At 61.9% G+C, this 22,363-nt stretch carries 22 protein-coding genes; 8 read left to right on the top strand and 14 right to left on the bottom strand.

Features of this window, described 5'->3' with window-relative positions:
* Both LQK83_RS10635 and rplS read right to left on the bottom strand, forming a co-directional pair.
* Positions 1 to 1,020, bottom strand: coding sequence for a glycosyl transferase family 90 (locus LQK83_RS10635; RefSeq protein ID WP_230837390.1), 1,020 nt, complete (start codon positions 1,018 to 1,020; stop codon positions 1 to 3).
* Between the two features lie 201 nt (positions 1,021 to 1,221).
* Positions 1,222 to 1,752 (bottom strand): 50S ribosomal protein L19, encoded by a 531-nt coding sequence (gene rplS / locus LQK83_RS10630; RefSeq protein WP_230837389.1) that lies wholly within the window; start codon positions 1,750 to 1,752, stop codon positions 1,222 to 1,224.
* A gap of 313 nt (positions 1,753 to 2,065) precedes the next feature.
* Here rplS and LQK83_RS10625 point away from each other — a divergent pair, with 313 nt between their 5' ends.
* Both LQK83_RS10625 and LQK83_RS10620 read left to right on the top strand, forming a co-directional pair.
* Positions 2,066 to 3,511 (top strand): NCS1 family nucleobase:cation symporter-1, encoded by a 1,446-nt coding sequence (locus tag LQK83_RS10625; RefSeq protein ID WP_230837388.1) that lies wholly within the window; start codon positions 2,066 to 2,068, stop codon positions 3,509 to 3,511.
* Between the two features lie 61 nt (positions 3,512 to 3,572).
* Positions 3,573 to 4,319 carry a sulfite exporter TauE/SafE family protein gene (locus LQK83_RS10620; protein ID WP_230837387.1) on the top strand — a complete coding sequence of 249 codons (747 nt, stop codon included), beginning with the start codon at positions 3,573 to 3,575 and terminating at the stop codon, positions 4,317 to 4,319.
* A 108-nt stretch (positions 4,320 to 4,427) separates the two neighbouring features.
* On the opposite strand, the gene trmD is transcribed toward LQK83_RS10620, so the two are convergent.
* The 5 genes from trmD to ffh all read right to left on the bottom strand — a co-directional run bounded on the left by trmD (position 4,428) and on the right by ffh (position 8,707).
* The gene (trmD, locus tag LQK83_RS10615; protein ID WP_230837386.1) at positions 4,428 to 5,114 is read right to left on the bottom strand and encodes a tRNA (guanosine(37)-N1)-methyltransferase TrmD; all 687 of its coding nucleotides are present in this window, start codon (positions 5,112 to 5,114) and stop codon (positions 4,428 to 4,430) included.
* Positions 5,111 to 5,737, bottom strand: a complete 627-nt coding sequence (rimM, locus tag LQK83_RS10610) for a ribosome maturation factor RimM (protein WP_230837385.1) — start codon at positions 5,735 to 5,737, stop codon at positions 5,111 to 5,113. The genes trmD and rimM overlap by 4 nt, the downstream gene beginning before the upstream one ends.
* A 608-nt stretch (positions 5,738 to 6,345) precedes the next feature.
* Positions 6,346 to 6,699 (bottom strand): 30S ribosomal protein S16, encoded by a 354-nt coding sequence (gene rpsP / locus LQK83_RS10605; protein ID WP_230837384.1) that lies wholly within the window; start codon positions 6,697 to 6,699, stop codon positions 6,346 to 6,348.
* A 148-nt stretch (positions 6,700 to 6,847) separates the two neighbouring features.
* A complete protein-coding gene (locus tag LQK83_RS10600) occupies positions 6,848 to 7,153 on the bottom strand; it encodes a chorismate mutase (RefSeq protein ID WP_109856411.1) in 306 nt (101 codons plus the stop codon).
* Between the two features lie 12 nt (positions 7,154 to 7,165).
* Entirely contained in the window at positions 7,166 to 8,707 is a 1,542-nt protein-coding gene (ffh, locus tag LQK83_RS10595) for a signal recognition particle protein (protein ID WP_230837383.1), read from the bottom strand.
* 418 nt (positions 8,708 to 9,125) lie between these two features.
* Between ffh and LQK83_RS10590 the strand changes: the two genes are divergently transcribed.
* The 5 genes from LQK83_RS10590 (at position 9,126) to LQK83_RS10570 (ending at position 14,683) form a co-directional block, all read left to right on the top strand.
* Positions 9,126 to 10,121: an MBL fold metallo-hydrolase gene (locus LQK83_RS10590; protein ID WP_230837382.1), complete on the top strand. Its 996-nt coding sequence runs from the start codon at positions 9,126 to 9,128 to the stop codon at positions 10,119 to 10,121.
* Between the two features lie 90 nt (positions 10,122 to 10,211).
* Positions 10,212 to 11,105, top strand: a complete 894-nt coding sequence (gene dapF / locus LQK83_RS10585; RefSeq protein WP_230837381.1) for a diaminopimelate epimerase — start codon at positions 10,212 to 10,214, stop codon at positions 11,103 to 11,105.
* Complete coding sequence (gene mtaB / locus LQK83_RS10580; protein ID WP_230837637.1) at positions 11,102 to 12,373, top strand: tRNA (N(6)-L-threonylcarbamoyladenosine(37)-C(2))-methylthiotransferase MtaB; 1,272 nt, start codon at positions 11,102 to 11,104, stop codon at positions 12,371 to 12,373. The genes dapF and mtaB overlap by 4 nt, the downstream gene beginning before the upstream one ends.
* A 148-nt stretch (positions 12,374 to 12,521) precedes the next feature.
* Positions 12,522 to 13,997, top strand: a complete 1,476-nt coding sequence (gene ftsY, locus LQK83_RS10575) for a signal recognition particle-docking protein FtsY (RefSeq protein WP_442966743.1) — start codon at positions 12,522 to 12,524, stop codon at positions 13,995 to 13,997.
* 29 nt (positions 13,998 to 14,026) lie between these two features.
* Positions 14,027 to 14,683: a septation protein A gene (locus LQK83_RS10570; protein WP_230837379.1), complete on the top strand. Its 657-nt coding sequence runs from the start codon at positions 14,027 to 14,029 to the stop codon at positions 14,681 to 14,683.
* 31 nt (positions 14,684 to 14,714) lie between these two features.
* Here the strand turns inward: LQK83_RS10570 and LQK83_RS10565 are convergent, their stop codons facing one another.
* The 7 genes from LQK83_RS10565 to ccmA all read right to left on the bottom strand — a co-directional run bounded on the left by LQK83_RS10565 (position 14,715) and on the right by ccmA (position 19,348).
* A complete protein-coding gene (locus tag LQK83_RS10565; protein ID WP_230837378.1) occupies positions 14,715 to 15,536 on the bottom strand; it encodes an alpha/beta fold hydrolase in 822 nt (273 codons plus the stop codon).
* A 97-nt stretch (positions 15,537 to 15,633) separates the two neighbouring features.
* Positions 15,634 to 16,245, bottom strand: coding sequence for a DsbE family thiol:disulfide interchange protein (locus LQK83_RS10560; RefSeq protein WP_230837377.1), 612 nt, complete (start codon positions 16,243 to 16,245; stop codon positions 15,634 to 15,636).
* A complete protein-coding gene (gene ccmD / locus LQK83_RS10555) occupies positions 16,242 to 16,448 on the bottom strand; it encodes a heme exporter protein CcmD (RefSeq protein WP_230837376.1) in 207 nt (68 codons plus the stop codon). The genes LQK83_RS10560 and ccmD overlap by 4 nt, the downstream gene beginning before the upstream one ends.
* Before the next feature lie 4 nt (positions 16,449 to 16,452).
* Positions 16,453 to 17,220 (bottom strand): heme ABC transporter permease, encoded by a 768-nt coding sequence (locus tag LQK83_RS10550; protein ID WP_230837375.1) that lies wholly within the window; start codon positions 17,218 to 17,220, stop codon positions 16,453 to 16,455.
* A 64-nt stretch (positions 17,221 to 17,284) separates the two neighbouring features.
* Positions 17,285 to 17,944 (bottom strand): heme exporter protein CcmB, encoded by a 660-nt coding sequence (gene ccmB, locus LQK83_RS10545; protein WP_230837374.1) that lies wholly within the window; start codon positions 17,942 to 17,944, stop codon positions 17,285 to 17,287.
* Positions 17,945 to 18,196: 252 nt separating this feature from the next.
* Positions 18,197 to 18,580 carry an endonuclease domain-containing protein gene (locus tag LQK83_RS10540; protein WP_230837373.1) on the bottom strand — a complete coding sequence of 128 codons (384 nt, stop codon included), beginning with the start codon at positions 18,578 to 18,580 and terminating at the stop codon, positions 18,197 to 18,199.
* 141 nt (positions 18,581 to 18,721) lie between these two features.
* A complete protein-coding gene (gene ccmA / locus LQK83_RS10535) occupies positions 18,722 to 19,348 on the bottom strand; it encodes a heme ABC exporter ATP-binding protein CcmA (protein WP_230837372.1) in 627 nt (208 codons plus the stop codon).
* A 277-nt stretch (positions 19,349 to 19,625) separates the two neighbouring features.
* Between ccmA and acnA the strand changes: the two genes are divergently transcribed.
* Positions 19,626 to 22,313, top strand: a complete 2,688-nt coding sequence (gene acnA / locus LQK83_RS10530) for an aconitate hydratase AcnA (RefSeq protein ID WP_230837371.1) — start codon at positions 19,626 to 19,628, stop codon at positions 22,311 to 22,313.
* The last annotated feature ends 50 nt before the right edge of the window (positions 22,314 to 22,363 follow it).

The raw sequence follows: 22,363 nt of genomic DNA, 5'->3' as shown, positions 1-22,363 counted from the left end.
TCAGGCTGTCATGAGGATGCGCGCCTCGGTCTGCAGCGTACTGAAGAAGCCTTCGGTGAAAGCCGAAGGCGGCAATTGCCCGGTCGCCTGGAAATATTTCTGCAGGACGAGGATGGAGGTGATCTTTTCCATGCGCCGGTTCGAGAACATCGCAACATGCCGGTTGGCATTGGCGACGATTTCGCGCGCGCGCATCGGATCGGCTTCGAGCGCCTCGATCTTTTCTTCAAGATCGGAGAAGTCGTCGCGCACCTCGACATAGTGGTGGTCGGGTATTAGCCTGCCTTCCATGAACCATGTCTCATAACGCGGGCGCGGCATGATGCAGACGCTGTTGGAGGCCATGACCCATTTCAGGTTCGTGGCGACATCGCAGCCTTCCACGGAAATGATGTAGCGATAGGCGAACTGCTCGACCGGTGTCAGCACGTTCTTTGTCGGGATCCGCGTGAAATCGCGGCTGACATGGCCGACATCGCAGAAGCGGCTGGAGCCGTGGGTGGTAATCAGCGTTTCGCGCAGCGGATTGTTCATGCTGCCGCGCCAGACCGCCTTTGCCGTTTTCCGGGCGAAGGGCACGTGATCATAAAACAGCCGGAAATGCCGGAGCCTGTCGAGATTGAGCAGGACCGAATTGGCGTTATCGCCGTCGATGGGCCTGCTCTTCAGAAGGCTCGGGACAGGCGGGACATGGGTGATGTCGCCGAACAGCGTGTCGACTTTCATATGCGCCGGAAAGAACCGGAGATGCTCGGAGAGATCGATGAAATAGCGGCTTCTGGTGCGGTCGACGGAAACGACGCGGGTCGAGGGAAGCGGGCTCTCTCCGGGAACGAGGCCATTGTAGTAGTTCACGCGCTCCAGAACGGCCGGCAGGGCGCCACTGTTCTCGAGCTCACGGAAGGTCGCTTCGTAATCGACACGCGACAGCGAACGCGGCACGAGTTCGCGCACGACGCCCGCCGCATAATAGCTCAGCCGCCTGTAAGCAGCGAAAACTTCTTCCGATATCTCACGCATCAGCCGCAGCTGTCCCCCAGAGCAATTCCAGAACGGCGCCTTGCCGTCCTTCACCCGGAATTGCGCAAAACTCAAGAGATATGCACTCTCATGCCATTCCGGCACGGCCGGAAATTTTTCCGATGTTGCCCTGATTCCTCAACAAAGAAGGCCGCCGGATCATACCGGCGGCCTTCGATAAAATGCAACAGGCGATGCGGCTTATTCAGCGGCAGCTTCTGCAGCGGCCTTTTCAGCGGCGGCCTTTTCGGCAGCTTCCGCTGCAGCCTTTTCGGCGGCGAGAGCCTGGGCAGCGGCGACCTTCTCAGCCTCGATGCGTGCCTTTTCGTCAGCCACAGCCTGACGCTCGGCGTCGTTCAGCTTGCGCGAACGCGTGCCCGTGTTTTCAACGATACGGGCAGCCTTGCCGCGCAGGTCGCGCAGGTAGTAGAGCTTGGCGCGACGGACCTTGCCGCGGCGAACGACTTCAACGCCTTCGACGAGCGGCGAGTAAACCGGGAATACGCGCTCGACGCCTTCGCCGTAGGAGATCTTGCGAACCGTGAAGCTCTCGTTGAGGCCAGCACCCTTGCGCGCGATGCAGACGCCTTCATAGGCCTGGACGCGCGTACGGTTGCCTTCGACAACGCGGACGTTGACGCGGACGGTGTCGCCCGGGGAGAATTCAGGAAGCGTGCGCTTGGCTGCGATCTTGGCGGCCTGTTCGGCCTCAAGCTGTTCGATGATGTTCATTGTCTTCAACCTTCTCTTCTTCTGAAACAGCCAGAGCGCTCACATCACTCGTTGGTCAAAGCCTTCGAATGCGCCTCGAAAGAAGCGGTAGCGGGTTCGCCAGTTCTTTATTGGTAACGGTTGGGGCGGAGACACACTCAGCCCATCAGTTCCGGGCGGGCGTATACACCACGCCACTCCCTTTGTCACCCCCTTTGAAGTCTGTGATTTCTTGGCACGCTCGCCTTGCGTTTTGTCACAAACAGGAATCAATTCGAATTGCCTAAAATTTAGCCGTCGGGGATGGCTGCTTAACAAGAAACAGGGGTTGCACATGACAGTGAGAAATCCTTCGCCCTCGCTTTACAACGAGGATCTCGCACCAGCGGAGACGCGCAACTGGGGCGCGTTTTCCATTTTCAACGTCTGGACATCGGATGTTCACAGCCTCTGGGGCTATTATCTTGCCGCCAGCCTTTTCCTGCTCTGCGGCAGCTTCATCAATTTCGTGATCGCGATCGGCATCGGCTCGCTCGTGATCTTCGTGCTGATGAGCCTGGTGGGCAATGCCGGTGTCAAGACGGGCGTGCCGTTCCCGGTTCTGGCGCGCGCCTCCTTCGGCACGTTCGGGGCGAACCTGCCGGCGCTGGTGCGCGCCGTCGTTGCCTGCTTCTGGTATGGCGCGCAGACCTCGGCCGCCTCGGGCGCCATTGTCGCGCTTCTGATCCGCAATGAAAGCATGCTGCATTTCCACCAGTCGAGCCACTTGCTTGGCCATTCGACGCTGGAAGTGATCTGCTATGTCATCGTCTGGGCGCTGCAGCTTCTCATCATCCAGCGCGGCATGGAGACCGTGCGCAAGTTCCAGGACTGGGCAGGCCCTGCCGTCTGGATCATGATGCTGCTTCTGGCGATCTATCTCATCGTCAAGGCGGGCACCTTCTCCTTCGGTGAGAATATTCCGCAGGACGTTCTGCTTGCCGCCACCAAGGATGCAGGTGTTTCCGGGGCTCCGGGTTCGGTCGGGGCGCTCGCCGCCGTGGCTGCCACCTGGATCACCTATTTCGCAGCGCTGTACCTGAACTTCTGCGATTTCTCGCGTTTTGCGCCCGATCAGGCGACACTGCGCCGGGGCAATCTCTGGGGCCTGCCGGTCAACCTGCTGGCCTTCTGCCTCGTCGCCGGCATCACCACGACGGCCGCCTTTACCGTCTATGGCGAAGTGCTGCTGCATCCGGATGCGATCTCGGCCAAGTTCGACAGCTGGTTCCTGGCAGCCCTTGCGGCGCTCACCTTCGCGGTGGCGACGCTCGGCATCAACGTCGTGGCCAACTTCGTTTCGCCGGCCTTCGACTTTGCGAACGTTTTCCCGCGCCAGATCAATTTCAAGCGCGGCGGCTATATCGCGGCCTTCATCGCGCTGGTGCTCTATCCGTTCGCCCCCTGGGAAACGGGCGCGGCCCATTTCGTCAACTTCATCGGGTCGACCATGGGTCCGGTCTTCGGCATCATGATGGTGGACTATTATCTCATCCGGAAGGGTGTCGTGAATGTCGAGGCGCTCTACCATGAGGATGGCGAATTCCGCTTCGAAGGCGGCTGGAACGTCAACGCACTGATCGCCTTCGTTGCCGGCGCCATCTTTTCCTCGATCCTGCCGACCTTCACCACCGTGCTTCCGGCCTGGTGGGGAACCTATGGCTGGTTCTTCGGCGTTGCCGTCGGTGGCCTGAGCTACATCGCGCTCGCTGCCGTGCGGCCGCAGGCGCGCACCGCGTGAGGCGGCTTTGCAAGAGGCCGCATTGCATGCTAGCCCCCGGTGATGGGGCCGGGGGAGCGGCATGACACTTGTGGCTGGAATTCTGCTTTTCGTGGCCGGGCTTCTGTCCGGCGCGATCAATGCCGTCGCGGGCGGCGGCACGTTTCTGACCTTCGGCGCGATGACGCTTTTTGGTGTGCCGCCAATCGCGGCGAATGCCACGTCGTCCATCGTCCAGTTTCCAGGCTATATCACCTCGGCGCTCGCCTATCGCAAGGAGATCGCTCGCGAGTGGAAGCCGATCCTCATCCTGTCGGCGATTTCGCTGGTGGGGTCGCTCGGCGGCGCGCTTCTGCTGCTGTCGCTCGACAATCCGTCCTTCAAGAAGCTCGTGCCCTGGCTATTGCTCGCCGCGACCGCGCTCTTTGCCGCCGGGCCGAAGCTGCGGCCGAAGGTGGAGAAGGAGCACCCGCCGAGTTCGCCGGTCGGCATTCTCACCCAGCTCGTTACTTCCGTTTATGGCGGCTTCTTCGGCGCCGGCATGGGCATCATGATGCTCGCCTCGCTGGGTCTTGCCACGGGCGGCGACTATCATCGGCTCAACGCGATCAAGAACTTCCTTTCCATCGTCATCGCCGCCGTCGCCATCGTGGTCTTTACCGCTGGCGGGGCAATTTCCTGGCTGCACGCCATCATCATGCTGCCGGGTGCGGGGATTGGCGGCTATTATGGCGTGTGGCTCGCCAAGCGCGTGCCACAAAAATGGATGCGCTATGCGGTGATCGCGGTCGGGGTGTTTCTGGCGGGCTATTACTTCTTCAAGGCTTAAATTCAAGGCATCGAAGATGCTTCCGCATCCTCGCCTTCAGAAGATTGCAAATATCTCAAATGCGGTGATGCTTGAGATATTTGCAAAGGGAGACAAGAAGCCCCCTTTTCAAGGACGCTTCTTGTCGAGCAGATCCGGCCGGCGCTCGGCGGTCAGTTTGAGTGCCTGCTCTTGCCGCCATTTCTCGATCTTCGCGTGATTGCCGGAGGTCAGGACCTCAGGGATTTCGCGACCCTCGAAGACGGGCGGTCGGGTGTAGTGCGGGTGTTCGAGAAGTCCGCTTTCGAAGCTTTCATGGACGCCCGACTGCTCGTTGCCCATGACGCCCGGCAGGACGCGGACAATGGCATCCAGCAGGATCATCGCCGCCGGTTCGCCGCCGGAGAGGATGTAGTCACCGATCGAGACTTCCTCGAGGTGGCGGGCGTCGATCACGCGCTGGTCCACGCCTTCGAAGCGGCCGCAGACGATGACCGCGCCGGGACCATCGGCGAGTTCGCGGACACGCTTCTGGGTGAGCGGCTTGCCACGCGGGCTCATGAGAAGACGCGGACGCTGGTCGTCACCAACGGAGTCAATCGCTTTCGCCAGGATATCGGCGCGCAGCACCATGCCGGCCCCGCCGCCGGAGGGCGTGTCATCGACCGAGCGATGCCTGTCGGTGGCGAAGTCGCGGATCTGGACCGGCTCGATCGCCCACGCGCCGCGCTCCAGCGCCTTGCCGGAGAGCGATTGGCCGAGAAAGCCCGGAAACATCTCCGGATAAAGCGTGAGAATGGTGGCGCGGAAGGTCACGTTTCCGCGTCTCCATTGCCCTTGTTGCCACCCTTGGACGGGCTGCGCTTGCGGCTGCCTGGACCCTTTTCGCCCTCGCCATTGTCGCCGTCATCGATCAGGCCCGCGGCGATCGGATCGACCAGAATACGGCCCTCTTCCAGATCGATTTCCAGCACGGCGGCTTCGGAGAAGGGGATGAGTAGCGGGCGCTTGGCCGGCGCCTTCAGCTCCAGTAGATCGCCCGCGCCAAAATCGAAGATGCCGCTGACGATTCCATAGCTCTTGCCCGTCGCGTCAAAGGCTTCCAGTCCTTCGAGATCGGCATAGAAGAATTCGTCATCCTCCAGCAGTTCGGCAGGCAGGTTGTCGCGCTCGATAAAGAGGTCGAGACCCTTGATCGCTTCGGCTGCATTGCGGTCGTTGACGCCCTTGAAGCGGACGACGGCCATGTCCTTCATCTCGCGGATATCGAGAATCTCGAACACGCGGCCATCGGACGTATGCAGGTTGCCGTAGTCGCCAAGCGCGGTCGGCTCGGTCGTGTAGGTCTTGGCGCGCACTTCGCCGCGCAAGCCCTGCGCGGCACCAATGGTCGCCATGAGAACGGGGTTCTTCAGTTTGTTCTGCAAATTTCTCGGCATCCTAGGGCCATTTTAATCGGAGAGTCATTAGCTAGGTGAAGCGTTGCACCCCAGATTTTCTATGGGAGAGCCGAGCGCTGCAACTTTCAAGCCAATGTGTTACCAATACGGCAGGAATGCCCTATCGAAAAGCATTGAAGGTTGCCATAGTGAGCGAAGCGATATTCAAATTTTACGGGTAGATCAATGTGAATGAAATTCACTACGGTCCAGCGCTCTTTAGAAAACTCTGCTCTTCCTTTAATGGCGTCGCCAAAAAAATGAAAATAGCAAATCTCTTAAAGATAATAATCAAGAATGCCTCATTCGCTGATTGGCTATTCTTTGTTGCATACGTAGCATTTCCATTTTTCATTCTGAATGTTGGAGATCAACGAAGGTCTGCATTTATTATCATACTCTTGTTTCTGTTTTACCCTTTTTTCCTAATTGGATGGGTGTTCGCTATCTACAGGGCGGCGCAAAAGCGGGACCGCTAAACGCGGGAAGTATGTCCTCAAAATGATAAATCCCCCGCGCCTTGCGACGCAGGGGACAGAAGGCCCATCCAAGAGCAGATCGGAAAACCGACAGCCTCTCGCTTCCGCTACGGCCGTCGATTGCTCGCCTTATTCAGCAGCGGCTTCAGCGGCCTTGGCTTCCTTTTCCTTGGCGCGCTCGACAGCCTTCTTGCCCGGCTTTGCCTTTTCCGGGTTGTTGCGGGCTTCGCGCTTGGCAAGGCCGGCGTCGTTCAGGAAGCGCAGGACGCGGTCGGTCGGCTGTGCGCCGTTGTCGAGCCAATGCTGGATGCGCTCGTTGTTCAAAATGATGCGGCCTTCGGCGTTCTTGTCGAGCATCGGGTTCCAGGAACCAACCTTCTCAAGGAAGCGACCGTCGCGCGGCGAACGGGCGTCAGCGATGACGATCTGGTAGTACGGGCGCTTCTTGGAGCCACCGCGGGCGAGACGAATCTTCAGTGCCATTCTTATTCTCCTTCAGGCATTGATGTGCCGCGTGCGCGGCGATTTGGTTCAAGTTCTGTTGCAGCGGAATGCTGCGTATTCTCTGTTTCTGTGCATCGGATTTGTCCGAAAACCGGTTCCCACTTTTCGGTCCGATGCGACCAAGCCATCACTTGCCGTTATGTTCGGCGGCGATGGCTTCATGATGCCGGATGACTTCCTTGATGATGAAGTTCAGGAACTTCTCGGCGAAATCCGGGTCCAGATTGGCCTCCTTCGCCAGGCGGCGAAGACGTTCGATCTGGTATTCCTCGCGCGCCGGGTCAGACGGCGGCAATTCATGCGTGGCCTTCAAGACGCCGACTTCCTTGGTGCAACGGAAGCGCTCGGCGAGCATGTGGACGAGAGCGGCGTCGATATTGTCGATCGACTGGCGATAGCCGGAAAGCTTTGCCTTGATTTCGGGATCGATCACGCGGTGCTCTCCTTACTTCTTCTTCGGCAGGCCGGGCAGGCCCGGGAGGCCGCCAAGACCCGGCAATTTCGCACCACCGAGGCCCGGAAGCCCGCCCATGCCCTTGGTGAGGCCTGCGGCTTCCGCCTGCTTGGCGAGTGCTTCGAGCTGCTTGGGGTCCATGCTCGACAGATCCGGCATGCCGCCGCCCATCATCCCGCCCATGCCCATTTTATTGGCAAGGCCGCCCATCATCTGCTTCATCATGCCGCCCTTCTTGCCGCCCATCATTTTCATCATGTCGGCCATCTGGCGGTGCATTTTCAGAAGCTTGTTGATGTCGGCGGCATCCGTGCCGGAGCCGGCGGCGATGCGCTTCTTGCGGCTATGCTTCAAGATATCGGGATTGGCGCGCTCGGCCTTGGTCATCGAGGAGATGATGGCGAGCTGGCGCTTGAAGATATTGTCATTGAGGCCGGCGGCGGCCATCTTGTCCTTCATGCCGGCCATGCCGGGCATCATCCCCATGATGCCGCCCATGCCGCCGAGCTTTTCCATCTGGCGGATCTGGTCGGCCATGTCGTTGAGGTCGAACTTGCCCTTGGCCATGCGGGCGGCCATGGCGGCAGCCTTTTCGGCGTCGATGGATTCGGCGGCGCGTTCGACCAGCGAAACGATGTCGCCCATGCCGAGAATGCGGTCGGCGATGCGGCGGGGATGGAACTCGTCGAGTTCATCCATCTTTTCGCCGACGCCGATGAGCTTGACCGGCTTGCCGGTGACGGCGCGCATCGAAAGCGCTGCACCGCCGCGGCCGTCGCCGTCCATGCGGGTCAGAACGAGGCCGGTAATGCCGACGCGTTCATCGAAATTGCGGGCGAGGTTGACGGCGTCCTGACCGGTCAAAGCATCGGCGACCAGCAGGATTTCGTGGGGCGCCGACTTCTTCTTGATGTCGGCCATTTCCACCATCAACGGTTCGTCGATGTGGGTACGGCCGGCGGTGTCGAGGATGACGACGTCATGGCCGCCGAGCTTGGCCGCCTGCACGGCGCGGGCGGCTATGTCGACGGGCGACTGGCCCTCGACGATCGGCAGCGTGTCGACGCCGGTCTGCACGCCCAGCTGCCGCAGTTGCTCCTGCGCTGCCGGGCGGCGCGTGTCGAGCGAGGCCATCAGGACCTTCTTGCGCTCGCGCGCCGTCAGCCGCTTGGCGATCTTGGCCGACGTCGTCGTCTTGCCCGAGCCCTGGAGACCAACCATCATGATGACGACGGGAGCGGCGGCGTTGAGGCTGATGCCTTCGCCATCCGTGCCGAGCATCTCGATCAGTTCGTCATGGACGATCTTGACGACCATCTGGCCGGGCTTTATCGACTTCAGGATTTCCGCGCCGACAGCCTTTTCGCGGACGCGGTCGGTAAAGCCACGAACGACTTCGAGCGCGACGTCGGCTTCCAGAAGCGCACGGCGCACCTCGCGCAGCGCCGCGGAAACGTCAGCTTCCGAAAGCGCGCCACGTCCGGTCAGCCCATTGAGAATGGAGCCAAGACGTTCCTGGAGGTTATCAAACATCGTGTCGTCCTTTTCGTTTCGGGTTGTCCGAAACGTCGGTATTGTCCGTCAGGAATGCAAGCGCAACTCACTTCAGCACAAAGCAGTGTGGCATCCGGGGGCGCATCGCGCTGCCGGATGTTGACCTCCGGGATCGAAGCCCCGGTCAGTGGCTCAAGCTTGCCTTGAGACGGATTTTGTGGGGCTTAAACAGGAAAAGCGGCGGAAAGTCAAGTTGCGCGAAAAGGGCATACGCCCTGCCTGGTATTCGTGAGAGAGGATTTCGTGCGGGCGGGCATCAATTAGTCTTAGAACGACGGCACTTTCGCTTTTTTGCCAAATTCACTCAATGTCACGGGTTTAAATGCAACCCGCAATCATCTACTTGCGTTAATGTTGCGGAGCACAACCATAGGCAAGCGGTACAGCGGCAGTGAGAATGAGTGGAAATCCCTATTACAAAGGCCCCGTCACCGATCACTTTGACGGAAAACGCTTCTTCAATCCCGGCGGTGTCGAGCCGGGCGGGTTTTCCAAGGTGCTGCAATGGCGTTTTCGCGAGAAGCCGCAGCCCTGGCCGCCGGCCGTGGCGTCAGCCTTTGCGCAGGCCAAGCCGGATGCGCGGATTGAAGGCAACCGGTTGCGGGTGACGATGGTGGGCCACGCGTCCATGCTCATCCAGACGCAGGGCTTTTCGATCCTCACGGATCCGGTGTGGTCGGAACGCGTCAGCCCCTTCACATTTGCGGGACCGAAGCGCGCCAACGCGCCGGGCATCCGCTTCGAGGACCTGCCGCCGATCGATGTCGTGATCGTCTCGCACAATCACTACGACCATCTTGACGTCGCAACACTGAAACGGCTGGTGCACATCCACAATCCATTGATCGTCACGCCGCTTGGCAATGATACGATCATCCGCCGTTCCATCGCCAATGCCCGCATTCAGACCATGGACTGGGGTGACCGTTTCGATTTCGGGCACGGCCTTGTCTTCCATTGCGAGCCCGCGCATCACTGGTCGGCGCGGGGCGTCAACGATCGGCGCTTTGCGCTCTGGGCCGCCTTCGTCGTCGAGACGCCCGGCGGGCTGATCTACCATATTGGCGATACGGGCTTTCACGAGGGCATCAACTATCGGGCGGCGCGCGAAAAATACGGCCGCTTCCGCCTCGCCATCCTGCCCATCGGTGCCTACGAGCCGCGCTGGTTCATGAAGGCGCAGCACCAGAACCCGGAAGAGGCGGTGGAGGGCATGAAGCTCTGCAACGCGGCCTATGCGGCGGGGCATCACTGGTTCACCTTCCAGCTCACCAACGAGAATATCCACCATCCGGAGCGGGAACTGCATGCAGCGCTTCATGCTAGCGGCATCTCCCGTGAGCGCTTTCCCGCACTCCAGCCCGGCGCTGTTTTCGACGTGCCGCAGGTGTGATACCTTCTCTACTGGAAATCGCCCGCATTTTCCGCCATATAAGCGGAAAATGTGGGCAGTGGCCCGAACGGTCGAGAAGAAAGCGAACTCATGTCTGAACGCGTCCCCTTTGCGAAGATGAACGGGCTTGGCAACAAGATCCTCGTCATCGACATGCGCGGCCGCAAGGACAGGGTGACGCCCGCCGCTGCGATTGCGCTCGACAGCGACCCGGCCACCAAGTTCGACCAGATCATGGCGATCCACGATCCGAAGCTCGACGGCACGGATGCCTATATCGATATCTTGAACTGCGACGGCACCCGCGCGCAGGCCTGCGGCAACGGTACGCGCTGCGTCGTGCAGGCGCTCGCGGCCGAAACCGGCAAGCAGTCCTTCACCTTCCAGACCATAGCCGGTATCCTGAATGCCAAGGAGCATGAAGACGGGCTGATCTCGGTTGATATGGGCGAGCCGGTTTTCGACTGGGACCGTATTCCACTGGCGGAAGAGTTCCACGACACGAGCCGGATCGAGCTGCAGATCGGGCCGATCGACAATCCGGTGCTGCATTCGCCCTCCGTCATGTCGATGGGCAATCCGCATGCGGTCTTCTGGGTCGAGAACGGCGTCTGGTCCTACGATCTGGAAAAGTTCGGGCCGCTTCTGGAAAACCACCCGATCTTTCCGGAGCGCTGCAACATCACCATCGCGCAGGTGACCTCGCCGACGTCTATGACGACGCGGACCTGGGAGCGCGGCGCAGGCCTCACGCTCGCCTGCGGATCGGCCGCCTGCTCGGCCGCCGTCAGCGGCGCGCGCACGGGCCGCACGGGCCGCAAGGTCACGATCAATGTCGCGAGCGCCATTCCGCCCGGTTCGCTGGAACTCGAATGGCGGCTCGACAATCACGTCGTCATGACCGGCCCCGCCACCTGGGAATGGTCCGGCGCGGTCGATCCCGTGACCGGCGCATGGCAGGCCGACGAGGCGGTTGCGGTTTGAGCGCCGTCGAGGTCATAACCTTCGGCTGCCGTCTCAATATCTACGAATCCGAAGTCATGAAGGCCGAGGCCGCCAAGGCCGGGCTGACCGATGCCATTTTGGTCAACACCTGCGCCGTGACCGGCGAGGCCGTGCGCCAGGCGCGCCAGGCGATCCGTCGGGCCCGGCGCGAAAACCCTTCGACCCGCATCGTCGTCACCGGCTGTGCCGCACAGGTCGCCGCCCATGATTTCGCCGCCATGCCGGAAGTGGATGCGGTGATCGGGAATGACGACAAACTGAAAGCCGATGCTTATCGAACGCTTCCGGATTTCGGCGTGTCTGCGGAGGAGAAGGCCCGCGTCAACGACATCATGAGCGTGACCGAGACCGCGCCGCAGATGGTGCGGCTGATCGATGGCCATGTGCGCGCCTTCGTGCAGGTTCAGAACGGCTGCGACCATCGCTGCACTTTCTGCATCATCCCTTACGGCCGCGGCAATTCGCGGTCGGTGCCGATGGGTGCGGTGGTGGATCAGGTGCGCGAGCTTGCTGCTTCAGGTTATGCAGAGGTGGTGCTCACCGGGGTGGACGCGACCTCCTACGGCGGCGACCTGCCTGGAACGCCGACGCTGGGTCTCCTTGCCAAGACAATTCTGAAACAGGTTCCGGAAATTCGCCGGCTGCGGCTCTCCTCCATCGATTCCATCGAGGCTGACCGGCATCTCATGGACCTGATTGCCGACGAGCCGCGCTTCATGCCGCATCTGCATCTGTCGCTGCAGCATGGCGACGACCTGATCCTGAAGCGCATGAAGAGGCGGCATTCCCGCGCCGATGCGCTGGCCTTTTGCGCGGATGTCCGCCGGCTGCGGCCGGATATCGCCTTCGGGGCCGATATCATTGCCGGCTTTCCGACCGAGACGGAGGAGGCTTTCGCCAATTCGTTGGCGCTTGCCGAAGAGATCGGTATTGCGCATCTTCACGTCTTCCCCTTCAGCCCGCGCGAGGGCACGCCTGCCGCGCGCATGCCGCAGCTCGACCGCCGGCTGGTGAAGGAGCGTGCCGCCCGGCTGCGGGAACGCGGCGAGCAGCTCGCCCAGGCGCATCTTTCCGCCATGACCGGCACGCGGCAGATCGTGCTTGCCGAACGCGGCGGCTTGGCGCATACCGAAAACTTCACGAGCGTCAGGACGCCGGACATGGCGCCCGGAACCTTTGCCGAGGTCACGATTTCCGGTCATGACGGCAAGCATCTGATATACGCAAACGCCGCCCACGCGGCCTGAACCAGACGGACGAGAAATGGCGCTCGGTTTCATCAAGAAAGTCTTCTCCTTCGGCAAAAAGGACGACGAGACGGCCAAACCGTCCGAGGTTGCTGAGGCGCCGGCCACCGAGCCCGCCGCCCAGCCAATCTCCCCCCCTGAGGGGGAGATGTCGGCGCAGCCGACAGAGGGGGGTGCCTCACCCGCTGACGTTGGTGTCGAAGCTCTTGGCGAAGCCCTTGCCGAAGTTCACGATGTCGACCTCACCAAGGAAGAGGCCATCGAGCGCACCGAATGGGACGCCGGCCTGCCCGATCCCGAACCCGCGCCGGGCGTGTCTGACGAAACGGCGGACGAATTCGCCGCCGAGCACAAGCCAGCCGAAGAGCCGGCGCACATAACCGATATCGACCACGAAGAAGCGGAAGAGCGCGCCGACTGGGACGCCGATCTGCCGGACCCTGAGCCCGAGACGCTAACGCCCCTCTCCCCCCTTGAGGGGGAGATGTCGGCGCAGCCGACAGAGGGGGGTGCTCCGGGCGAGACAGCTGCTGAAAAGCCGGCGGACATCGCTGACGCATCCCCCGCTGAACCGTCGCCCCCTCATCCGGCCCTTCGGGCCACCTTCTCCCCGGTGGGAGAAGAGGGAGGTTCCACGCCCGCCCTTCCCAAGGGTTTCGCCTCCGCCGCCGATCGCAAGGAGCCCGAAGCTCTGACTCCCGCCGTCAAGCAATCCTGGTTCCAGCGCCTCAAGGCCGGTCTCTTCCGCACCTCCTCGCAGCTCACCCAGCAGATTTCCTCGCTCTTCACCAAGCGAAAGCTGGATGACGATACGCTGGAAGAGCTCGAAGAACTCTTGATCCGCGCCGATCTCGGTGTCGAGACGGCCATGCGCGTGACCGGTGCCTTGTCCGCCGAACGCTACGGCCGCGACGTGACCGGCGAGGATGTGAGCCGCATCATGGCGGGCGAAATCGAGAAGGTGCTGGCCCCCGTCGCCAAGCCGCTCGAACTCGATCTCAATCACAAGCCGCATGTCATTCTCGTTGTCGGCGTCAACGGCACGGGCAAGACGACGACGATCGGTAAGCTGGCCGCCAAGCTCTCGGGCGCGGGGCTCAAGGTCATGCTGGCGGCCGGCGACACGTTCCGCGCGGCCGCCATCGAACAGCTGAAGATCTGGGCGGGCCGAACAGGCTCCGAATTCATCGGCACGCAATTGGGTGCCGATGCGGCCGGGCTTGCCTATGACGCCTATAAAAAAGCCATAGAAAAGAAGTCCGACGTGCTGATCATCGACACGGCCGGACGCCTGCAGAACAAGGCCGAGCTTATGGCGGAGCTGGAAAAGATCGTCCGTGTGCTCGGCAAGCTCGATCCGGATGCGCCGCATACCGTGCTGCAGACGCTGGATGCGACGACCGGTCAGAACGCCCTGCAGCAGGTGGAGATCTTCCGCAATGTCGCGGGCGTGTCCGGCCTCGTCATGACCAAGCTCGACGGCACGGCGCGCGGCGGCATTCTGGTGGCCATTGCCGCCAAGCACAAGCTGCCGGTCTATTTCATCGGCGTGGGCGAGGGGATCGACGATCTCGAACCCTTCGCGGCGAAGGATTTCGCCAGCGCCATTGCAGGCATTGCCTGAGTTTTGTTTAATCCAAGGATTGCCCGTCAATGACTGACGAAAGCCTGAACCCGAAGCCTGCCGCTCTCCCCAAGCCGCGCGAGAATGCCGGGCTGAAACTGGCGCTGGAACTCGGGCCGATCCTCGTCTTCTTCTTCGCCAACCTGCGCGGTGAATGGCTGGTGAAGCATTTTCCGGTCCTGGAAAAGCTGGGCGGCCCGCTCTTCGTGGCGACAGCCTTCTTCATGGTGGCAACGGTCGTCTCGCTGATCGTCTCGAAGATCGTCGTCAAGCATCTGCCGCTGATGCCCTTCGTCTCGGGCGCGATCGTGCTCGTCTTCGGCGGGCTCGGCATCTATCTGCAGAACGAGCTCTTCATCAAGATGAAGCCGACGATCATCAATGCGCTGTTCGGCGTGGTGCTACTCGGCGGTCTCTTCTTCGGCAAGTCGCTGCTCGGCTATGTCTTCAACGCCGCCTTCCGGCTGGATGACGAGGGCTGGCGCAAGCTTACCTTCCGCTGGGGCCTGTTCTTCCTGTTTCTCGCCGTGCTCAACGAAGTCGTCTGGCGCAATTTCTCCGACGACGCCTGGATCACCTTCAAGGTCTGGGGCACCATGCCCATCACCATCCTCTTCACCATGTCGCAAATGCCGCTCATCATGAAGCATTCGCTGGAGGATGAGGAAGAGAAGACGCAGGGCTGAGTATCGCGCCGCCTGCGTCTTCTCCCGAGCCTCACTTGTCGAGGAAACGGATCAGTGCCTCGTTGAATTCATCCGGATGCGAGGTGTTGCAGCCATGCGGCGCGTCCTTCAGAACAACCAGTTCGCTGCCGGAAACCGCCTTGTGGGTCAGCAAGCCTGAGCCTTCCAGGGGAACGATTCCGTCGGCGTCACCGTGCAGGATGAGGGTCGGAAGATCGATCTTTTTCAGATCCTCGCGGAAATCCGTATTTGCAAAGGCTTCCATGCAGCCGCGGGCCGCGATCGGGTCGCTCTGCTTGCAGAGTTCGATCGCCATCTGACGGTCTTCCTCCGAAACTTTCAGTTCGCCGTTGGCGGTGAAGAAGTCCTTGGTGAACTGATCAAAAAAGGCGTCGCGGTCGCCGCGCAGGCCCTTTTCCATCTCTTCAGCTGCCTCCTGGGTAAGGGGACCGTCCGGATTGTCCGGCGTCTTTTTCATGAAGGGTGGGACGGCGGCGGCAAACACGATGGAATGCAAGCGTTTCGAGCCATGGGTGCCGACATAGCGCGCCACCTCACCGCCGCCCATCGAAAAGCCGACCAGTGTAACATCCTGCAGGTTCAGTTCATCCAGAACACGCGTCAGGTCAGCCGTCAGCGTGTCGTAGTCGAAACCTGCGGCATGCTTGTCGGAATGCCCGAAACCCCGCCGGTCATAGGCGATGACTCGATAGCCCTTGGATGTCAGGGCCGGAACCTGTTTTTCCCATGACTCGCTGGAGAGCGGCCAGCCGTGAATGAGGACGACCGGGCGGCCGCTGCCTCCCAAATCGTTGATGTTCAGTCGAACGGACGAATCTTCGTTTCCAGACATGCTGTGCTCCTTCTGCGTTGCCAGAAGGTAATGGCGCATGCCGGGTGGGGGTTCCGAAAAAAGCCTCCGGTGGAAGGCATTCATGACTCGTCGCGTGTCAGCCCTGCGGCGTCTGGCTCTTCCCCGCCAGCGCCTTCTCCACCGCCGGCATCAGCTCTTTCTCGATGCTGGCCGGATCAAACGGGCCGACCTTCTTGTAGACGATCTTGCCGGTGGCATCGACGAGATAGCTTTCCGGGATGCCGTAGACGCCCCAGTCGATGGCGGCGGCACCGTTCGGGTCGACGCCTATTGCCGCAAAGGGATTGCCGAAATCGCCGAGGAAGGCGAGCGCGTTGTCGGTCTTGTCCTTGTAGTTGATGCCGACGACATTGATACGCGGGTCCTTGGAGATCTCCATGATTTCCGGCGCCTCGTCGCGGCAGGGGATGCACCACGAGGCCCAGACATTGACGAGAGTGAGCTTGCCCTTCACCTTCGCGTCGATCAGCGGCGGGCGTGTGGAGCCTTCCAACGCATTGAGATTCAGCGAGGGAGCCTGCCGGCCGATGAGGGCCGAGGGGAGCGTTGCGGGATTGCCGCCGCTGGTCAGCTGCTTCCAGAAGATGCCGGCCAGCGCCAGAAAGGTGACGATGGGCAGGAAGGCGATGATGACACCGATCCGCGAGAGCTTCGGGCGGACGGGCTCTTCCGTTTGCTGTTCGGTCATGCGTCGATTGTCTTTTCTGTTGCGGGCTCGCCGGGGGCTGCCGTGCGCGCCGAGCGACGGCGGATTCCGGTCTCTTCCAGGCGCTTCAGTTCGCGCTGACGGCCGCGGCTGTCGAGCAGCACCCAGCCGATGATGACGATCATCGCGACGAGCGTGATGGCATAGGAGGCGAGCACATAGCCTTCGTTATGGGCGAGTTGCATTCGCTCAGCCCTCCTGACCGGCGGCGGCCGAGCGAGCGGCGATGCGGCGCATGGCGGCGACGCGGCGGCGCCAGATTTCGGTGCGCATCGCCATCATGTGCAGCGTGAAGAAGAGCATGGTGAAGGCGGCGGCCATGATCAGCAGCGGGCGCAGGAATTCGCTATCGACCGCCGGTCCGCCCATGCGCACGACCGAGGCCGGCTGGTGCAGTGTGTTGAACCAGTCGACCGAAAACTTGATGATCGGGATGTTGACGAAGCCGATGAGGATCATGACCGCCGAGACACGCGCCGCGCGCGACGGGTCGTCCATCGCCCGGTTGAAGGCGATGAGGCCGAGATACATGAGGAAGAGGATGAAGACGGAGGTCAGCCGCGCATCCCAGACCCACCATGTTCCCCACATGGGCTTGCCCCAGAGCGAGCCGGTGACGAGCGCCACGAAGGTGAAGGCCGCACCGAGCGGAGCTGCGACGCGCGCCGAGACATCGGCCAGCGGATGCCGCCAGACCAGTGTGCCGACGGCAGACGCCGCCATGATCGAGTAGCACATCATGGAGAGCCAGGCGGCCGGCACATGGATATACATGATCCGGACGGTTTCGCCCTGCTGGTAATCGCCATCGGTGGTGAAGGAGAGCCAGAGGCCGATGGCGAACAGGAGCGCGGTCACGCCTGCCATCCAGGGAATGAGCCTGCCCGCCAGCGCAATGAACTTGGCCGGGTTGGCGAGGTCGGAAAAGCTTCTGATCGCGAGGCTCGTGTCTGTCATGGCGCCCTTTTACCGTCTGGCCGGTCACGCTGCAATTGATCTTGGTCAACTCAAGAAGTTTTGATCAGTCCGAGGAGGCCCGAAGCGCCAGTGCTGCGGCCAGCGGCCCGATGACGGCGAAGATCAGGGTGAGCGCAATGAGATAGAGAAAGGGCGGCAGGAAGGGCGAGGGATCCTGCGTCGCCGCATAGGCCGCGCCGGCACCGAAGATCAGCACCGGGATGGTCAGCGGCAGGACGAGGATCGACACCAGAAGCCCGCCGCGCGGCAGCGAGACGGCGACCGCCGCGCCTGCAGCGCCAATGAAGGTGATCGCCGGGGTGCCGACCAGCAGCGTCAGCGCGGTCGCGACCACCGACAGCGCATCCATGTTCATGAACAGCGCAAGCAGCGGCGAGGCGATGACCAGCGGCAGGCTGTGGGACAGCCAATGCGCCAGGCATTTGACGAAGACGGTGAGCACCAGCGGCGTCTCCTGCATCAGCATCAGATCCAGCGACCCGTCCTCGCGGTCGGCCTGGAAGAGGCGGTCTAGGCCGAGAAGGGACGCGAGCAGCGCCCCGATCCAGAGGATCGGCGGCCCGATGCGGGACAAGAGGTTCAGGTCCGGACCCACGCCGAAGGGGATGACGGCGACGACGGCCATGAAGAAGAGCACGCCGATCAGCGCGCCGCCGCCGGCGCGGATGGAGAGACGAAGATCGCGGAGGAGGAGGGCGGTCATGGGTGGGGTCTCCTTCGTCTTGAGGCCAAAGACCCCTCCCGCTCGCTTTGCTCGCCGCCCTCCCCACAGTGGGGTGGGCTCACCGTGCGGCACCGTCCCGCCCGCTTCACCGGTGCGTTCTGGAGAGCCGTTGTATGGTGCAGAAGAACCGTTGCTTGGGGCAGGCGGGTGCCACGGGTCGTCTCCCCCCTTGTGGGGGAGATGGCCGGCAGGCCAGAGGGGGACTTTTGCCGCGTCGCGACCAGCAAAGCCTCACTCATCCCCACCATCCTTCAAAACATGCACAATCCGTTTCTCGATTTCGAGGAATACATAATCCGGATTGTCGATCACCTGATCATTGTCAAAGCGGATCACGGCAAAACCCTGCGCTCCCAGAAATGCATCGAGTTTTTTATCATGGGCTCGCCCCTGATCCGTCTCGTGGCTGTCGCCATCCACCTCCACGATGATCCGGGTCGAAAGCCAGGCAAAGTCGGCAATATAGGGACCGATCGGCGTTTCGCGGCGGAAGCTTGCGCCGCGCGGACGGAAGTCTCGCAGGATGTCCCACATCTTGCGCTCGGCGTGGGTGCGTTCGCGGCGGAGCGCGCGGGCGCGGGTTCGGGTGGTTTCGTCGATGTTGGAATGAGCCATCAGCGGTGGGCTCCGCTACCGTAACGGTTGGCGGGAAGGCCCCCTCTGGCCTGCCGGCCATCTCCCCCACAAGGGGGGAGACGACTCGTGGCACCCGTCTGCGCCCCATGAGCCTTGTAGAATAATGGCGAGGATTGGAGTTCACTCCCCATACTCGAACCCCTTCATCACCAGCGTCTTGACGTTCTCAATCCCCAGCGGCTGATGCGTCGCGGCCACCAGCATGCCGCCCTCGGCGAGATGCGCCTGACACAGCCCTGCAAACATCGCATCCGCCTTCACATCCAGCGCCGCCGTCGGCTCGTCCAGGATCCACACCGGGCGCCTTGCCACCAGCAGCTTGGCCATCGCCATGCGGCGCTGCTGGCCGGCGGAGAGGTAGCCGAAGGGGAGGTGGGTGATGCCGGCGAGGCCGACGGCTTCGGCGGCTTCGTCGATGTCCATGCCGGGGGCAGCACCTTCCTTGGCCATGAAGTCGGCCCAGAAGGTGAGGTTCTCCTCGACCGTGAGTTCGCGCTTCATGGCGTTGCGGTGGCCGAGATAGTGGCAGGCTTCGCGGGCAGGGCGGTCTTCCGCGCCGTCCACGAATCGCACGGTGCCCTCCTCCTGCGGCAGAAGCCCGGCGAGAACGCGCAGCAATGTGGACTTCCCCGAGCCGTTCGGGCCGGTCACGACCAGCGCCTCGCCGTCCGAAAGCGCGAAGGAAATGTCGCGGAAGAGGAGGTCTTCGCCCCGCCTTGCCGAAAGCGCCTGCGCCTCGAACCGCATGTCCCACCGCCTCAACCGCAAGTGCTTCACCGCACTGCAAAAAAATTACACGCTTCGACCTTTGCGGGTCTGGAACCTTCTTTAGAAAACATCTATAACGCCCGCAACACGCCAGCGGCCGGCGTGATCATTATCCTTGCGCCGAACGTGAATTCTTGAGGAAGACTTCTCGTGCGGACAGCGGAAATGGCCGTACCCGCATCCCATTTGCGCGATCTTCAAGCGCTCGGGCGTCCGCACGTCAAATTTGGCGAACAGACGAAACGGGGTTTTATCCGTGGCAACATCTCTTGACAGTTTCAAATGCCGCTCGACGCTTACCGTCAACGGCAAGGACTATGTCTATTTCAGCCTCCCCACCGCCGAGAAGAACGGTCTCGCCGGCATTTCCAAGCTGCCCTATTCCATGAAGGTCGTGCTGGAAAACCTGCTGCGCAACGAAGACGGCCGCTCCGTCACCAAGGCCGATATCGAAGCCTGCGCCGCCTGGCTCGTCAACAAGGGCAAGGAAGAGGCTGAAATCGCCTACCGTCCGGCCCGCGTTCTCATGCAGGACTTCACCGGCGTTCCCGCCGTCGTCGACCTCGCCGCCATGCGTGACGGCATCAAGGCGCTCGGTGGCGATCCGGAAAAGATCAACCCGCTCGTTCCCGTCGACCTGGTCATCGACCACTCGGTCATCGTCGACGAATTCGGCTCGGCCCGCGCCTTCGCCCGCAACGTGGAGCTCGAATACGAGCGCAACGAAGAGCGCTACAAGTTCCTCAAGTGGGGCCAGCAGGCGTTCAAGAACTTCCGCGTCGTTCCGCCCGGCACCGGCATCTGTCACCAGGTGAACCTCGAATATCTCGGCCAGACCGTCTGGACCAAGGAAGAAGACGGCGAAACCATCGCCTATCCCGACACCTGCGTCGGCACCGACAGCCACACCACCATGATCAATGGTCTCGGCGTTCTCGGCTGGGGCGTGGGTGGCATCGAAGCCGAAGCTGCCATGCTCGGCCAGCCGGTTTCCATGCTGCTGCCGGAAGTCATCGGCTTCAAGCTGACCGGCAAGCTCAAGGAAGGCGTGACCGCCACCGACCTCGTTCTCACCGTCGTGCAGATGCTGCGCAAGAAGGGCGTCGTCTCAAAGTTCGTCGAATTCTTCGGCCCCGGCCTCGACGCCATGTCGCTCGCCGACCGCGCGACGATCGGCAACATGGGTCCGGAATATGGCGCGACCTGCGGCTTCTTCCCCGTTGACGGCGAAACCATCAACTACCTCACCATGTCCGGCCGCGACACCGACCGTATCGCGCTCGTTGAAGCTTACTCCAAGGCTCAGGACATGTGGCGCAAGGGCGACGGTTCCGACCTCGTCTTCACCGACACACTGGAACTCGACCTCGGCGACGTCGTGCCCTCGATGGCCGGCCCGAAGCGTCCGGAAGGCCGCCTGCCGCTCGAAACGATCGCGCCGAACTTCGCTGCCGCGCTCGAAAACGACTACAAGAAGCCCGGCCAGCTCTCCAACCGCTATGCGGTTGAAGGCACCGACTACGATCTCGGCCATGGCGACGTGGCGATTGCCGCCATCACGTCCTGCACCAACACGTCCAACCCGTCGGTGCTGATCGCCGCCGGCCTTCTGGCCCGCAATGCGGTCGCCAAGGGCCTGAAGACGAAGCCGTGGGTGAAGACTTCGCTGGCGCCCGGATCGCAGGTGGTCGCTGAATACCTGAACAATTCGGGTCTCCAGAAGGACCTCGATGCGCTCGGCTTCAACCTCGTCGGCTTCGGCTGCACGACCTGCATCGGCAACTCGGGTCCGCTGCCGGCTCCGATCTCCAAGACGATCAACGACAAGGGCCTGATTGCCGCCGGCGTTCTCTCCGGCAACCGCAACTTCGAAGGCCGCGTGTCGCCGGACGTTCAGGCAAACTACCTCGCCTCGCCGCCGCTCGTCGTCGCCTATGCGCTTGCCGGTTCGGTCCAGAAGGACCTCACCAAGGAGCCGATCGGCGAGGGCAAGGATGGCCCGGTTTACCTGAAGGACATCTGGCCCTCCAGCCAGGAGATCCAGGAATACATCATGAAATACGTGACCCGCGAAATCTACGCGGCGAAGTATGCCGATGTGTTCAAGGGCGACGCCAACTGGCAGGCTGTTCAGGCCCCGACCGGCCAGACCTATGCCTGGGACGACAATTCGACCTATGTGCAGAACCCGCCCTACTTCGTCGGCATGGGCATGCAGCTTTCCGGCATTTCCGACATCAAGGGCGCCCGCGTGCTCGGTCTCTTCGGCGACAAGATCACCACCGACCATATCTCGCCAGCCGGCTCCATCAAGGCGGCTTCGCCCGCCGGTGCCTACCTCACGGGTCATGGCGTGGCGGTTGCCGACTTCAACCAGTACGGCACGCGCCGCGGCAACCATGAGGTCATGATGCGCGGCACGTTTGCCAATATCCGCATCCGCAACCACATGCTCGGCCCGAACGGCAAGGAAGGTGGCTACACCATTCACTATCCGTCCAAGGAAGAGATGTCGATCTACGATGCGGCCATGCAGTACAAGGCCGAGGGCGTTCCGCTCGTCATCTTCGCCGGCGTCGAATATGGCAACGGCTCGTCGCGAGACTGGGCTGCCAAGGGCACCAACCTGCTCGGCGTAAAGGCCGTGATCGCCCAGTCCTTCGAGCGCATCCACCGCTCCAACCTCGTCGGCATGGGCATCGTGCCCTTCGTCTTCGAGGACGGCACGACCTGGGAAACGCTCGGCCTCAAGGGCGACGAACTCGTCACGATCGAAGGTCTCGCCGACGTCAAGCCGCGCGAGAAGAAGATCGCCAAGGTTACCTATGGCGATGGCACGGTGAAGGACATCCCGATAATCTGCCGCATCGATACGCTCGACGAAGTCACCTACATGAACAACGGCGGCATCCTTCAGACGGTGCTGCGCCAGTTGGCTGCGTGATGCGCCTCGTCCTCTCCCCTTGTGGGAGAGGATAGCCTGCTCCAAGAGGC

Origin of the sequence: Rhizobium sp. C1 (assembly GCF_021026335.1) — a bacterium.
Classification (GTDB): domain Bacteria; phylum Pseudomonadota; class Alphaproteobacteria; order Rhizobiales; family Rhizobiaceae; genus Ensifer_A.
Note: the sequence above shows the minus strand (reverse complement) of the source record. Positions and strands in the feature narration are given on the sequence as shown.

Coding starts and splice junctions, on each gene's coding strand:
- LQK83_RS10635 (WP_230837390.1), bottom strand. CDS start 1,020: ATGCGTGAGATATCGGAAGAAGTTTTCGCTGCTTACAGGCGGCTGAGC.
- rplS (WP_230837389.1), bottom strand. CDS start 1,752: ATGAACATCATCGAACAGCTTGAGGCCGAACAGGCCGCCAAGATCGCA.
- LQK83_RS10625 (WP_230837388.1), top strand. CDS start 2,066: ATGACAGTGAGAAATCCTTCGCCCTCGCTTTACAACGAGGATCTCGCA.
- LQK83_RS10620 (WP_230837387.1), top strand. CDS start 3,573: ATGACACTTGTGGCTGGAATTCTGCTTTTCGTGGCCGGGCTTCTGTCC.
- rimM (WP_230837385.1), bottom strand. CDS start 5,737: ATGCCGAGAAATTTGCAGAACAAACTGAAGAACCCCGTTCTCATGGCG.
- rpsP (WP_230837384.1), bottom strand. CDS start 6,699: ATGGCACTGAAGATTCGTCTCGCCCGCGGTGGCTCCAAGAAGCGCCCG.
- ffh (WP_230837383.1), bottom strand. CDS start 8,707: ATGTTTGATAACCTCCAGGAACGTCTTGGCTCCATTCTCAATGGGCTG.
- LQK83_RS10590 (WP_230837382.1), top strand. CDS start 9,126: ATGAGTGGAAATCCCTATTACAAAGGCCCCGTCACCGATCACTTTGAC.
- dapF (WP_230837381.1), top strand. CDS start 10,212: ATGTCTGAACGCGTCCCCTTTGCGAAGATGAACGGGCTTGGCAACAAG.
- ftsY (WP_442966743.1), top strand. CDS start 12,522: ATGTCGGCGCAGCCGACAGAGGGGGGTGCCTCACCCGCTGACGTTGGT.
- LQK83_RS10570 (WP_230837379.1), top strand. CDS start 14,027: ATGACTGACGAAAGCCTGAACCCGAAGCCTGCCGCTCTCCCCAAGCCG.
- LQK83_RS10565 (WP_230837378.1), bottom strand. CDS start 15,536: ATGTCTGGAAACGAAGATTCGTCCGTTCGACTGAACATCAACGATTTG.
- LQK83_RS10560 (WP_230837377.1), bottom strand. CDS start 16,245: ATGACCGAACAGCAAACGGAAGAGCCCGTCCGCCCGAAGCTCTCGCGG.
- ccmD (WP_230837376.1), bottom strand. CDS start 16,448: ATGCAACTCGCCCATAACGAAGGCTATGTGCTCGCCTCCTATGCCATC.
- LQK83_RS10550 (WP_230837375.1), bottom strand. CDS start 17,220: ATGACAGACACGAGCCTCGCGATCAGAAGCTTTTCCGACCTCGCCAAC.
- ccmB (WP_230837374.1), bottom strand. CDS start 17,944: ATGACCGCCCTCCTCCTCCGCGATCTTCGTCTCTCCATCCGCGCCGGC.
- LQK83_RS10540 (WP_230837373.1), bottom strand. CDS start 18,580: ATGGCTCATTCCAACATCGACGAAACCACCCGAACCCGCGCCCGCGCG.
- ccmA (WP_230837372.1), bottom strand. CDS start 19,348: ATGCGGTTCGAGGCGCAGGCGCTTTCGGCAAGGCGGGGCGAAGACCTC.